Below are 13,525 nucleotides of genomic sequence, written 5' to 3'. Positions count from 1 at the left end.
TCAATTGAAGTTTAATTGTTATTCATTTCCGGGAAATCCCCTTTCACTGTGATACCCATGCTTCGAGCCGTTCCCGCTACCATGCGCATTGCTGATTCAACCGTGAAGCAGTTCAAGTCCGTCATTTTCTCTTCGGCAATGGTCTTCACCTGTTCCCAGGTAACCTCTGCAACCTTTTTACGGTTGGGTTCTGCCGAACCGCCCTTGAGCTTCGTAGCTTCTAATAACTGAATCGCAACCGGTGGTGTCTTAACAATAAAATCAAACGACTTGTCGGTATAATAGGTGATTACCACTGGCAACACTTTACCGGCTTTGTCCTGAGTTCTGGCATTGAATTGCTTGCAAAACTCCATGATGTTGATCCCTTTGGAACCCAGTGCGGGTCCTACCGGGGGAGATGGATTTGCAGCTCCTCCTTTGATTTGTAATTTTAGTTGTCCGGCAACTTCTTTAGCCATTTTCTTGATTTTAATAAATTACGGTTTTCGAAACACATTGAAGAACTTACAGAATCTGCGTAACCAAATTGCTGACTATTCCTTCTCTACTTGCATATAGCTCAGCTCCAGGAGCTGTTTCCTCCCGAAGATCTTCACCATCACTTTGAGTTTTTTTCTCTCGTCGTTCACCTCTTCCACCACACCGGAGAAGCTGCTGAAGGGACCTCCGATCACCTTCACATTTTCTCCCACGTAGTATTTCATATCCATCTCGTCACCTGCCTCTTCCAGTTCATCCATCGTTCCGAGGATGCGTTTCACCTCCGATTCCCGCAAGGGTTGCGGATCGGTTGTGTTTGGCAGAAAGCCGGCCACGTAATTGATATTCTTCAGTTCGTGAATCACCTCACCCGTCAGTTCAGCCTCAATGAGCACGTAACCGGGAAGATAAGCGCGTTCTTTCATCACTTTCTTACCGTTGCGTACGATGTAAGTCTTTTCCGTGGGGATGAGAACTTGAGAAATGTACTTTCCTAAATCGGTTTTTTTGATCTCTGACTCAAGATACTCTTTGACTTTGTTTTCTTTTCCACTAACGGAACGCAGTACGTACCATTTTTTTCTCTCTTCAGTCATAGTCTCTTTTGTTCAGAAATTACAAAATACCGTAGAGGAGTTTTAACACCCACTCAAACAAAGAATCCATTCCGAACACGATCAAGGCAATGATAAGGGAAGCAATCAATACAATTACCGTACTGCCGGAGAGTTCTTCTTTGGATGGCCAGGACACCTTATAAACGAGTTCGTTATAAGCATCCCTGAGATATGCAACTATTTTTTTCATTTAATTCAGATCGATTGTGCACGGGTCGAGAGACTCGAACTCCCGACACCTGGTTTTGGAGACCAGTGCTCTACCAACTGAGCTAGACCCGTATTCACTGCTCCTCCAAACCTACCCGCAGGGTAGGTTGTTTGGAGCAGTAATATTTGAAATCATCCTGCATTACCCCTTTACAGGGGCGATGGAGGGAATTAGTCGATCAGTTCAGTGATCTGGCCTGCACCCACAGTACGTCCACCTTCGCGGATAGCGAAACGGAGACCTACGTTACAAGCTACCGGGTAGATCAGTTCCACCTCGATGGTCACGTTGTCACCGGGCATAATCATTTCCACGCCTTCGGGAAGCTGGATTTCACCGGTTACGTCAAGTGTACGGATGTAGAACTGGGGACGGTATTTGTTGTGGAAAGGAGTGTGGCGACCGCCTTCTTCCTTCTTTAGGATATAGACCTCAGCTTTGAACTTGGAGTGAGGTTTCACCTTACCCGGGTGAGAGATCACCATACCACGCTTGATTTCGTCCTTGTCGATACCACGCAACAGCAGACCTACGTTGTCACCAGCCTGTCCTTCGTCGAGGATCTTGCGGAACATTTCCACACCGGTAACTACAGACTTCCTTCCTTCAGCACCAAGACCAATGATCTGTACTTCTTCACCGGTCTTGATGATACCGGTTTCGATACGACCTGTGGCAACGGTACCACGACCGGTGATGGAGAATACGTCTTCCACCGGCATCAGGAATGGTTTGTCTACATCGCGCGGAGGCAGCGGAATCCATGTGTCAACAGCTTCCATCAGTTCGAGGATCTTTTCTTCCCATTTCGCGTCACCGTTCAGACCGCCAAGGGCAGATCCGCGGATCACCGGGGTGTTGTCGCCGTCGAAGTTGTAGAATGAGAGCAGTTCACGCATTTCCATTTCAACCAGTTCCAGCATCTCTTCGTCGTCTACCAGGTCCACCTTGTTCATGAAAACAACCAACTTGGGTACGTTCACCTGACGGGCAAGCAGGATGTGCTCGCGGGTCTGAGGCATGGGGCCGTCGGTGGCAGCTACCACGATGATGGCACCGTCCATCTGGGCAGCACCTGTAACCATGTTCTTTACATAGTCAGCGTGCCCCGGACAGTCTACGTGCGCATAGTGACGAGCTTCCGTCTGGTATTCCACGTGTGAGGTGTTGATGGTGATACCTCTTTCCTTTTCTTCGGGAGCGTTGTCGATGGAATCGAACGAACGGAGTTCCGAGAATCCTTTCTTTGCCAAAACAGTTGTAATAGCAGCCGTTAAAGTAGTCTTACCGTGGTCAACGTGACCGATTGTACCGATGTTGACATGCGGTTTCGTCCGGTTAAAATGTTCTTTTGCCATAAAATGTCCTATTAATTAGTGTAAAATAAAAAATTGTATTTCCGATTCTTTCGTTTGTAAACAGTGAAACTCAAGACACCCGGCCCCCGGCCTTTTGTCTTGATGAAGCGTTGCACGATCTGTCGTTGAGCCGATGGCGGGAGTTGAACCCGCGACCTCTTCCTTACCAAGGAAGTGCTCTACCACTGAGCTACATAGGCAAAATCTGGAGCGGAAGACGGGACTCAAACCCGCGACCCTCAGCTTGGAAGGCTAATGCTCTATCAACTGAGCTACTTCCGCGAAACTGATTGGATGATTGGTTGCTTTACTGTTTTTGTCGTCGAACCAGCAAATTCAAGATCATCGAACCAACAAAGTGGGCAGTGATGGATTCGAACCACCGAAGGCGTAAGCCAGCTGAGTTACAGTCAGCCCCATTTGGCCACTCTGGTAACTGCCCTTGTCTGTTTCTGAGCCTCTTGTCGGATTCGAACCAACGACCCCGAGATTACAAATCACGTGCTCTGGCCAACTGAGCTAAAGAGGCTTATTTACTTACTTTTAACCGTTCCTCCCCCAGATTGAGAGAGAAACGGTCGCAAAGGTAGTGATATTTTTTATGATGCCAAAATATTTGGTCTGTTTTTTAGATTACCGATCCTTTTTTTCTTTTGTCTTTTGGATCTGTTTTTCCAGTGCTATTATGCATAGGTCAACAGCCTCTTCAAAAGTATCGGCGATCTTACTCGCGAATGCCTCTTTGTGCCTGATGTTTAGCTTTACTGAGGCCTCTTTGTTGTTGGCTGTTTCCGGTTTCACCACCTTCAGGATTACCTCTGCCAGAATGATGTCGTCAGAAAAACGTTCCAGTTTTTTCACTTTCTTATCCACAAATGCTTTCAGCTGTTCAGTGGCGTCGAAGTTTACAGATTGAATTGTCATTTCCATACTATTCCTCCTTCATTTTATTATGTGCCCTGGGATGGGCGTGATCGTATGTTTTTTTCATCTCCTCCAGTGTTACGTGGGTGTAGATCTGCGTTGATGCGAGGCTTGTGTGACCCAGTAATTCCTTTACGGCGTTGATGTCGGCACCGTTGTTCAACATCTCGGTGGCAAATGAATGGCGCAGCACATGGGGGCTTTTGTGGGAGAGGGTGGGGATGCTGCTCAGGTGCGTGTGGATGATATTGTACACAAGCTTTGGGTATAATGGGTTTCCATCTTTCTTAACAAAGAGAAACGGCGATTTGTTTTCCACTTCAGCATCTCTTTTCTCAATATAATTGCTGATTTTTTCTCTTGTTCCAGGTGAAAAGGGGATGATCCGCTGTTTATTCCGTTTGCCGGTTACCCGTAATTTGCAGCCTTCGAAATCGATATCGTTGTCACGGAGGGCAATCAGTTCAGCACGGCGCATACCGGTGAGGTAAAGCAATTCAATAATGAAGCGATCGCGGTGGCCGCAGAAATTGTCAGGGTATTCGTTGGCATTGTCAATAACCAATGACATCTCACGATCCTTGACAAATCCCGGCAGCTTCTTTGGTGTTTTTGGGCCATTGATGCCAGTGGCGGGGTTGTTGGTGATAAAGCCTTTGCGTTTCAGGAAACGAAAGAAGGATCTCACGGCGCTCAATTTCCTGTTTACGGAACGTGCTTTCACACCCTCTTCCATGAGGTGGATCATCCAGTTACGGATATGGTCGCTCTCTACAGTTGCCGGATCGAATCCTCCGCATTCCTCCTGCATGAACGCCTCGAATTGAGAGATATCCTTGAAATAAGAAATCTCCGTTAGAGAGGAGTAGTTCTTCTCATAACGGAGATAGTCTATGAATTTTTCTTTCCACATAGCACCGTGGCCGTTCAAATGATGGTGCTACGAAGATAAGAAAAAATTTTACAACAACGAAATTACTCTTCGTTTTGTTGCAGTTGCTGTACGTAAACTGCGTGTTGTTTTTTCTTGCGTTTTTCCACTGAGGGTTTCACGAATGCCTGGCGACTTCGGAGTTCTTTTACCACGCCAGTCTTCTCATATTTGCGTTTGAATTTCTTCAGGGCTCTTTCAATATTTTCGCCCTCTTTCAGTTGTACTACGATCATTATTCTTGTTTTTTTAGTTTTTGCTTATAAATGAGCCTTTCAGCTTGTAAATGTTTGAGTATTGACTCTTTGCACAGGGAAAAAACTTCCTTGTGGCGGAAAATTGGATTTATTTATAGAATCTCTTCCTGTTTCTTTTTCCGGATAATCAATAACCTCCCTTCTGTTTGGGCTGCAAAGATAATAATATTTATTTTTATACCAATGCGGTGAGATTCATTTTTTTAGATGAACAACCCCGCACACACATTTGTGGCGGGGTTGCTACACCAATTAACAGGCATATTGGAAATGATGACTTTTTTTTATTTCACCTCTTCAAAATCAACATCGGTTACATCATCGCCCGACTGGTTGTTGTCTGATGCTGTCTGCTGACCGGCATCGCTGCCCGGTTGTCCTCCCGGCTGATTGTTCGTGGCATTGTACATCTCCTGCGATGCTGCCTGGAAAGCATTGTTCAACTCATCGGATGCAGCATCGATGGCAGAGAGATCCTGTGCTTTGTGGGCATCTTTCAGCTTGCTGAGAGCTGCTTCAATCGGAGCCTTCTTGTCTGCCGGAATCTTGTCCCCCAGATCCTTCAGCTGTTTTTCTGTCTGGAAGATGGTGGAATCAGCCTGGTTCAGTTTGTCGATCCGTTCCTTTTCTTTCTTGTCGGCCTCGGCATTGGCAGCAGCCTCCTCTTTCATCCGCTTGATTTCATCTTCACTGAGTCCGGAAGAAGCCTCAATGCGAATCTTTTGCTCCTTGCCCGATGCCTTATCCTTGGCTGAGACGTTCAGGATGCCGTTGGCATCGATGTCGAAGGTTACTTCGATCTGTGGGATTCCCCTGGGAGCAGGTGGTATACCGTCAAGATTGAAGACGCCAATTTGCTTGTTGTCACGTGCCATGGATCGTTCACCCTGCAAAACGTTGATCTGTACAGAGGGCTGGTTGTCGCTGGCTGTGGAGAAGGTCTCGCTCTTCTTTGTGGGAATGGTCGTGTTGGCATCAATCAGCTTGGTCATCACCCCACCCAATGTCTCGATGCCGAGTGAAAGGGGGGTCACATCGAGTAGCAATACATCTTTCACCTCGCCGGTGAGAACGGCCCCTTGTATGGCGGCTCCGATAGCAACCACTTCGTCGGGGTTCACACCCTTGTGTGGCTTCTTTCCAAAGAGCTTTTCTACCAGCTCTTGCACCGCGGGGATACGCGTGGAGCCACCTACCAGAATCACCTCGTCGATGTCGGAGTTGGAAAGCCCCGCATCTTTCATGGCGGTCTGGCATGGATTCACGCATTTCTGCAACAGATCGTCGATCAACTGCTCAAACTTGGCACGAGAGAGTGTCTTGACCAAGTGTTTGGGGATCCCGTTCACCGGCATGATGTAGGGTAGGTTGATCTCGGTAGAGGTGGCACTGGAGAGCTCAATCTTCGCTTTCTCAGCTGCCTCCTTGAGGCGTTGAAGTGCCATCGGATCCTTACGCAGGTCGATGCCTTCTTCATTCATGAACTCCTGTGCAAGCCAGTCGATGATGCGGTGGTCTAGGTCATCACCTCCCAGGTGGGTATCACCGTTGGTTGATTTTACCTCGAAGACGCCATCACCCAGTTCCAGGATGGAGATGTCGAACGTGCCACCACCCAGGTCAAACACGGCGATCTTGGAGTCTTTGTTCTGTTTGTCCAATCCGTAAGCCAGTGCAGCTGCAGTCGGTTCGTTCACGATGCGGCGTACGGTAAGTCCGGCAATCTCGCCAGCCTCCTTGGTGGCCTGACGCTGTGCGTCACTAAAGTAGGCCGGCACTGTGATTACTGCCTCTTTGACCTCTTGTCCAAGGTGATCTTCGGCAGTTTTTTTCATCTTCTGCAGCACGATGGCTGAGATCTCCTGTGGTGAGTAGAGGTGACCGTTGATGTCAACACGGGGCGTGTTGTTGTCGCCACGTGCCACCTTATAGGGTACGCGACCAATCTCTTTCTGTACCCGGTCGTAGGTTTCACCCATGAAGGTCTTGATTGAGGAGATGGTGTTATTGGGGTTGGTGATCGCCTGGCGTTTCGCAGGGTCACCTACTTTGCGTTCACCGTTGTCCATAAAGGCCACAACCGAAGGAGTGGTGCGTTTTCCCTCGTTGTTGGGAATCACAACAGGTTCGCTCCCTTCCATTACAGAGACACACGAATTGGTTGTTCCCAGGTCTATTCCGATAATTTTTCCCATAATTGTTATTCTATTGGTTTAATGTTAGTATTCAGTTTTTTCCGTTGCTCATCTTCATGAGGTTATTCTCATATGATCACACTCTTCTATTTTCAAATCCTGTGCCAAAGATTTGGCTGAGATGCTAACTGACATTCTGTCGGGTTATTTGTCTTTCCATATTTTGTTTTTTAGGCCGATGGTGCATTGTTGTCAGAAGATTTTTCTATCTTTGGTGGAACGGACACTGCAGTGACTGAACAACAGGAACGACAGGTCTGATACGCTTTCAATTCTCAAACTATTAATGCGGACAGATATGTTTACACAACAGGACCAAGAACAGCTAAGAGAAAAAGGAATCTCACTTGATCAGCTAAACAGGCAATTGAAGTTTTTTAGCTCCGGTTTTCCTTTTTTACAGATTGTTGCACCTGCCTCTTATTATAAGGGGATCATGAAGGTGGAGAAGCAGCAGGAGAAGGATTTTCTGAAGAGTTGGCAGGTCTACCTGGAAGGTGATAAGAGCATCACAAAGTTTGTTCCGGCTTCCGGTGCCGCCAGTCGCATGTTCAAGGATCTGTTTGCTTTTCTCGATGCGGATTATGATGTACCAACCACTGAATTTGAGAAGACATTCTTCTCCCATCTCCCCAAGTTCGCTTTTGCAGTCTCATTGGATGAGGCTTGTCGCGAACTGTACGGGAAGGATAGTGCGATGCTCTGCAGCGAAGGTGGATACAAGGAGGTGGTGGCAGCACTTTTGTATACTGACGGACTCGATTACGGTAATATGCCCAAGGGATTGCTTCTATTTCATTCCTATTCAGAGGGGAACAGAACAGCCGTAGGTGAGCACTTGCATGAGGGTGCTCTATATGCCCGACGTGCGGATGGTTTGGTGAAAGTCCATTTCACCGTTTCGGAAGAGCACAAAGAGTTGTTTGAGTTGTTGGTAGCTGCCCGTAAACTCAGTTATGAGATCAAGCTGGGGGCCCGTTTTTCTGTTTCATACAGTCTTCAGAAACCGGCAACCGACACACTGGCAGTGGATATGGAGAACCACCCTTTCCGCGAAGAGGATGGAACCCTTCTGTTCCGTCCCGGAGGCCATGGGGCATTGATTGAGAACCTGAATGACATCGACTCTGACATCATATTCATCAAGAACATCGACAATGTGGTGCCTGACAGGCTAAAAGAGGAGGAAGCGCATTACAAGAAACTGTTGGCCGGAATCCTGGTAGCCATGCAAAAACGTGCATTTACCTATCTTGGAAGGTTGGAGTCAGAGAAGGTGACCTCCGATGAACTCGAGGAGATGCTCGCTTTTACCGAAAATGAATTGTGCATCACCCACAATGAGATATTTGAAACCGATGATCAGCTTAAAACCTATCTCAAACGGAAGCTCGATCGTCCATTCCGTGTGTGTGGGATGGTGAAAAACCAGGGCGAACCGGGTGGAGGCCCTTTCATTGTGGTCAATCCTGATGGTACTGCCTCGCTGCAGATTCTGGAAAGCTCACAAATCAACCGCAACGATCCTCTTGCCATGGATGCCTTCCGCAATGGTTCTCACTTTAATCCGGTGGATCTGGTCTGTGGCGTGAAATGCTACCAGGGCAACAAGTTCGATCTGACGAAATTTGTGGATCCCAACACCGGATTCATCTCACACAAATCTAAAAACGGTAAGGAGTTGAAAGCCCTTGAACTGCCCGGGCTGTGGAACGGAGCAATGAGCGATTGGAATACCCTTTTTGTGGAGGTGCCTGTTTCCACTTTCAATCCGGTGAAGACTGTGAATGATCTGCTGCGCCCGGAACACCAACAGAAGTGAAAAATGGGGGGCAAGTGGTTGTGTGCTTGTTAAACTGACTCGACATACAATATTGGTCCACATAATCCGTTGACACTACAAACCGGTTTGTTGTTTTTTTTGAAACGAAACCTTCCATATCTTCCTTTGCTGTTAACGGTGTTGCTTTCTCTTTCCTGTAGCAGGGTTCGACTGAGTGATGCCAGGGAACACTATGTGCGGGGGGAATACCATGAAGCTGTCACTGCCTACCGCAAACTTTACCGGCACGCATCCCGTGAGGAGGTCGTCCTGCGAGGAGTGATTGCATTTGAGATGGCTGAAAACTATCGTCTGTTGAACCGGTCTGCACATGCTGTCACCGCATACAGAAATGCCATCCGGTATGGATATCCCGATACGCTCGCACAAAGACACCTGGCACAGATGTTGCATCGGGAGGGTGACTACCCAAAAGCTGCTGATGCTTACCGCCTTTATCTTGCCAACGTGCCGGGTGATGCGATTGCAATCGCGGGACTGCAGGGTGCTGAAGCCGCAATGGATACAACCTGGCAACCGGATCAAATGTCGGGTCTTTATCACGTCCGGCGCTTCGATCTTTTCAATTCATCCCGCAGCGACTTCTCTCCGCACCTTGCACATGACGACGAAAGGCTCTTTTTCACCTCTTCCAGGGAATCTACACCCAACGAATTGAGGAGCCCCGTGACCGGGACTAAATATCACGATCTTTTTTTCTCTGTTAAGAACAGTCGGGGTGAATGGCAGAAACCGAAAAGAGTTGAATTTGCGGGTGACACCGATTTTGATGAGGGAGTTGCCTCACTCACCTCCGATGGCATGATGATGTTTTTCACTGCTGCATATGTCACAACCAATCAGCCTTCACTGCCTGCAATCTATCTCTCCCGGCGATTCAATGGAAGCTGGTCGCCGGGAACAAGACTCATTCTGAACGGGGGTGATTCCCTTTCTCTGTTTGCCCATCCAACGGTTTCTGCTTCGGGAAGCACCCTCTATTTTGTCTCTGACATGCCGGGAGGAATGGGAGGAAAGGATATCTGGCAGGCTCATCTTAACAGTCGGCAGGAGGTGATAAGGCTCGAGAATGCAGGTGCTGCAATCAACACCCCGGGGAATGAGATGTTCCCTCTCTTACGCAACGACACTACCCTTTATTTTTCATCCGACGGACACCCCGGCCTCGGTGGTCTTGATCTCTTCCGGGCGGTGAAGACTCAGGCCGGTGGAGACTGGCACCTCACACATCTGCCACCGCCATTGAATTCATCAGCCGACGATTTTGGAATCACCTTTGAAGAGGGTGAGGAGAGGGGCTTCTTCAGCTCTAACAGGAATGACAACAGGGGATATGACCACATCTACGCCTTTGCGTTTAAGAAACCATTGATACATGTGGAGGGATTTGTCGTGGAGAGAAATGATATCCCGATTCAGGGTGCGATTATTGATCTGGTTGGCAGTGACGGCTCTCGCCTGCAATTGGTGACAAACCGGGAAGGTCTCTATCACTTCACTGCCAAAGAGGGGGTGTCTTATCTCTTTCTTGCACAGGCGGAGGGTTTTCTAAACCGGAATGCGTCGCTTGGCCCCGTCATTGCAAACAAGGATACAACCTGTTATTTGGATTTTGAGATGACACCCTACGACCGGCCGGTTGTCATGGAAAACATCTTTTATGATTTTGACCGTGCCGTGTTGCGAAGTGAATCGAAAGAGGAGCTTGACAAGCTCCTGCAGCTTATGCTTGAACATCCTGAGATCGGGGTTGAGCTCTCAGCTCATACCGATCGCAGGGGGGCAGATTCCTACAATGAAGAGTTGTCGCTGCGTCGTGCCCGCTCGGTGGTCGATTATCTTATCTCGTCGGGCATTGCCCCGGAGCGACTGACGTCAGTTGGTGAGGGGAAGATGAAACCAAAAAGAGTGGATAGCGCTCTTGTCCGGCAACATCCATTTCTTCGTGAAGGGGAGTATCTTACAGATGAGTATATAAAAACACTTCTTCCTGCAGAGCAAGCAACTGCCGATCAGTTGAACCGGCGTACAGAGTTCAGGGTACTGCCTTCCCATTGATCAACCCCCGGAAAAAAGAGTGATTCTCCCGAATTATATGTATTTTTGTGGTTGATTACCGGTTGATTTTAATGATCTTGGGAAAATCAATAAGAATGAGATGAGAGGAGTTGTTACAGTTTTACTCTTGATCTGGAGTTGCACCACGGGTTTGTTCACCCTTACTGCTCAGGAGCTCCGGGCAACGGTGACCGTGAACGGGGCGGCTCTTCACGGGAGTAGTAAAGAACTGATCCACTCACTGGAAGAGTCGTTGCATGCTTTTCTCAACGGTCATCAATGGGGTGACAATTATACCCGATCAGACCGGAAGGTGGACTGCTCCTTTACACTACTGCTGACCCAACAGGTTCCTGATGGATCATTTCGGGGTGAGCTCTATGTCCAGTCCAGAAAGCATGGCGAAGCAGTCAGTCCGGGAACGACCATGCTGGTTTTGCGTGACAGGGAGATTGAATTTAGCTATAATGCTTATCAGCCATTGATTTTCGATCTTCATGCCATCCGTGACAACCTTACCGCTGTAACAGCCTATTACTCCTGTTTGATCCTCGCGCTTGAACAGGATGCCAATGAATCACTCGGTGGGACCTCCTACTTTCGGATGATGGAACAGATTGCTTCAGGAGCAGCGTCGCAAAGATGGAAAGGGTGGGAGATGAGCCGCCGGCAGGGCAACCGATCATCCATCGCGGCTGCCTTCAACGACGGTTCACTCGAATCTTTTAGGCTGATGTGGTATCGGCTTCATGCCGACCCTCAGCTCACCACAGCTGCCGAGGCGGTGGAGGTGCTCTACACGCTTTACCGGGAACGACCCGGCAATCCGATGCTCACCCTCTTTGCTGATGGCCGATTGCCAGAGTTGGTGTCTATCCTGGCTCGAGGTGATCATGATGAGAGAGAGCAATGGCTGCGACAGTTGCGTGAAATTTATCCCACGAGGAACGATGCACTCGAAAAGCTGAGACAATAGTTATTTATGCTAAAGAGACTATCCATAGAAAATTATGCACTGATTGATTCATTGCAAATCAACTTCGACAGGGGATTTACGGTGATCACAGGTGAGACGGGTGCCGGTAAGTCGATCATCCTGGGTGCCCTCTCGCTGATACTCGGTCAAAGGGCCGATCCGCGACAGGTCAAACCGGAGGAGCCCAAATGTGTGATTGAAGGTCTGTTCGATATTTCTGCATACCGGTTGAAACCCCTATTCGACGAGCATGAATGGATTTATGAAGGTGATGAATGCATCCTGCGGCGTGAGATATGGGCTACCGGCAGGTCAAGGGCTTTCATCAATGACTCCCCGGTATATTTGAACGACCTGAAATTGCTTGGAGAACGTCTGATCGACATACATTCGCAGCATCAGAACCTCTCACTGAACGACAACCAGTTTCAGCTCAACGTGGTGGACCTGCTCGCAGGTACCGGGATGGAACTGACGAGCTACAGAGAAGCCTATGCTGCTTATCGTGCCGCTGAGAAAGCCTTGCTGGAACTGCGTGAACGGAATCGCCGGAACAGGGAGGAAGAGGATTACCTCCGCTTTCAACACCACACACTGACGGAGGCTTCGTTGGAAGAGGGCGAACAGGAACGGTTGGAAGAGGAGCTGGAAGCTTTGACCCACTCAGAGGAAATCAAGTCGGGGCTCTTTGAAGTCACCAACCTGCTTTCGGGAGAACAACAGAACGTGGAGGCGATACTTCGTACGGTGAGAGACAGATTGCAATCGTTGAAAGTTGTATTCGCCAGGGTGGGTGCTTTATCGGAAAGGGTAGAGTCAGCCTATCTCGACCTGAAAGATGTGGGAGAGGAGGCTTCACGCCTGTTTGAAAAGGTGGAGTTCGATCCCGGACGACAACAGGTCGTGGAAGAGCGGCTCAGTATGCTCTATGACCTGGAGAAGAAGCATGGCGTTGCCGATCTGGGGGGACTGTTGGCCTTGCGTGATGAGATCGACAAAAAGCTACAACAGATTGAATCACTGGATGAACAGCTTGAGATGCAGGAGAAAGAGGCTTCTGACAGGAAGAGAATCATGCTTGAGAAAGCAACTCAGCTGAGTGAGAAGCGGCGCGCTGCCACCCCCGCCATTGAACAGCAACTTATCGAAAGGCTGGAGTATCTGAAGATGCCTCACGCCCGATTTCATTGTCAGATTGTCTCCGGCAGAGAGCCTGATGCCACAGGCAGCGACGATGTGGAGTTTCTCTTCTCAGCCAATAAGAACAGGGCTCCTCAACCGGTTTCACAGATAGCTTCAGGGGGTGAGATCTCCCGTCTAATGTTGTCACTGAAGGCGATGATTGGAGGTGCCACCGCCCTGCCGACCATCATTTTTGATGAGATCGATACCGGAACTTCCGGAGAAGTTGCCGACCGCGTGGGGGCAGTGATGAAGAATATGAGCCGGGAGATGCAGGTGATTGGTATCACGCATCTGCCACAGATAGCCTCAAAGGGGGAAGCTCACTTCGCGGTCTGCAAGAAAGAGCGTGGCAACAGTGTCGCAACCGAAATAGACAGGCTGAGTGGTGAGGAGCGGGTGGGCGAAATTGCCCGCATGCTGAGTGGTGCCGAAGTAACGGAGCAGGCCGTGGCGAATGCCAGGGTGATGCTGAAAACAAATTGAAATG

General features: G+C 48.8%; 12 protein-coding genes and 5 tRNA genes. 4 read left to right on the top strand and 13 right to left on the bottom strand.

Going from position 1 to position 13,525, the window contains the following annotated elements:
- Nucleotides 1–11 precede the first annotated feature (11 nt).
- The 13 genes from rplK to dnaK form a co-directional block, all read right to left on the bottom strand.
- Nucleotides 12–461: a 50S ribosomal protein L11 gene (gene rplK, locus JS578_05310; protein ID QRX64653.1), complete on the bottom strand. Its 450-nt coding sequence runs from the start codon at nucleotides 459–461 to the stop codon at nucleotides 12–14.
- 75 nt (nucleotides 462–536) lie between these two features.
- A complete protein-coding gene (gene nusG / locus JS578_05305) occupies nucleotides 537–1,079 on the bottom strand; it encodes a transcription termination/antitermination factor NusG (GenBank protein ID QRX64652.1) in 543 nt (180 codons plus the stop codon).
- 19 nt (nucleotides 1,080–1,098) lie between these two features.
- Nucleotides 1,099–1,290: a preprotein translocase subunit SecE gene (gene secE / locus JS578_05300; GenBank protein ID QRX64651.1), complete on the bottom strand. Its 192-nt coding sequence runs from the start codon at nucleotides 1,288–1,290 to the stop codon at nucleotides 1,099–1,101.
- Between the two features lie 19 nt (nucleotides 1,291–1,309).
- Nucleotides 1,310–1,382: transfer RNA gene (locus JS578_05295), tRNA-Trp, on the bottom strand.
- A gap of 99 nt (nucleotides 1,383–1,481) precedes the next feature.
- Nucleotides 1,482–2,669 carry an elongation factor Tu gene (gene tuf, locus JS578_05290; GenBank protein QRX64650.1) on the bottom strand — a complete coding sequence of 396 codons (1,188 nt, stop codon included), beginning with the start codon at nucleotides 2,667–2,669 and terminating at the stop codon, nucleotides 1,482–1,484.
- Between the two features lie 128 nt (nucleotides 2,670–2,797).
- A tRNA-Thr gene (locus tag JS578_05285) sits at nucleotides 2,798–2,869 on the bottom strand.
- A 6-nt stretch (nucleotides 2,870–2,875) separates the two neighbouring features.
- A tRNA-Gly gene (locus tag JS578_05280) sits at nucleotides 2,876–2,951 on the bottom strand.
- Between the two features lie 77 nt (nucleotides 2,952–3,028).
- Nucleotides 3,029–3,111 (bottom strand) — tRNA-Tyr (locus JS578_05275).
- Nucleotides 3,112–3,124: 13 nt separating this feature from the next.
- Nucleotides 3,125–3,198: transfer RNA gene (locus JS578_05270), tRNA-Thr, on the bottom strand.
- A 104-nt stretch (nucleotides 3,199–3,302) separates the two neighbouring features.
- A complete protein-coding gene (gene raiA, locus JS578_05265; GenBank protein ID QRX64649.1) occupies nucleotides 3,303–3,599 on the bottom strand; it encodes a ribosome-associated translation inhibitor RaiA in 297 nt (98 codons plus the stop codon).
- A 1-nt stretch (nucleotide 3,600) separates the two neighbouring features.
- Nucleotides 3,601–4,506 (bottom strand): tyrosine recombinase XerC, encoded by a 906-nt coding sequence (locus JS578_05260; protein QRX64648.1) that lies wholly within the window; start codon nucleotides 4,504–4,506, stop codon nucleotides 3,601–3,603.
- A gap of 62 nt (nucleotides 4,507–4,568) precedes the next feature.
- Complete coding sequence (locus JS578_05255) at nucleotides 4,569–4,760, bottom strand: 30S ribosomal protein S21 (protein ID QRX64647.1); 192 nt, start codon at nucleotides 4,758–4,760, stop codon at nucleotides 4,569–4,571.
- Nucleotides 4,761–5,065: 305 nt separating this feature from the next.
- On the bottom strand, nucleotides 5,066–6,976 hold the full coding sequence (dnaK, locus tag JS578_05250) for a molecular chaperone DnaK (GenBank protein ID QRX64646.1): 1,911 nt from the start codon (nucleotides 6,974–6,976) through the stop codon (nucleotides 5,066–5,068).
- Nucleotides 6,977–7,274: 298 nt separating this feature from the next.
- Between dnaK and JS578_05245 the strand changes: the two genes are divergently transcribed.
- The 4 genes from JS578_05245 (at nucleotide 7,275) to recN (ending at nucleotide 13,521) form a co-directional block, all read left to right on the top strand.
- Entirely contained in the window at nucleotides 7,275–8,798 is a 1,524-nt protein-coding gene (locus tag JS578_05245; protein ID QRX64645.1) for a DUF4301 family protein, read from the top strand.
- Between the two features lie 126 nt (nucleotides 8,799–8,924).
- The gene (locus JS578_05240) at nucleotides 8,925–10,877 is read left to right on the top strand and encodes an OmpA family protein (protein ID QRX64929.1); all 1,953 of its coding nucleotides are present in this window, start codon (nucleotides 8,925–8,927) and stop codon (nucleotides 10,875–10,877) included.
- A 100-nt stretch (nucleotides 10,878–10,977) separates the two neighbouring features.
- Complete coding sequence (locus JS578_05235) at nucleotides 10,978–11,853, top strand: DUF4835 family protein (protein QRX64644.1); 876 nt, start codon at nucleotides 10,978–10,980, stop codon at nucleotides 11,851–11,853.
- Nucleotides 11,854–11,859: 6 nt separating this feature from the next.
- Nucleotides 11,860–13,521, top strand: coding sequence for a DNA repair protein RecN (gene recN, locus JS578_05230; GenBank protein QRX64643.1), 1,662 nt, complete (start codon nucleotides 11,860–11,862; stop codon nucleotides 13,519–13,521).
- Nucleotides 13,522–13,525 lie beyond the last annotated feature (4 nt).

The sequence above is a fragment of the Dysgonomonadaceae bacterium zrk40 genome (genome assembly GCA_016916535.1).
GTDB lineage: Bacteria > Bacteroidota > Bacteroidia > Bacteroidales > Dysgonomonadaceae > Proteiniphilum.
This window is presented reverse-complemented; position numbering and strand designations above follow the sequence as displayed.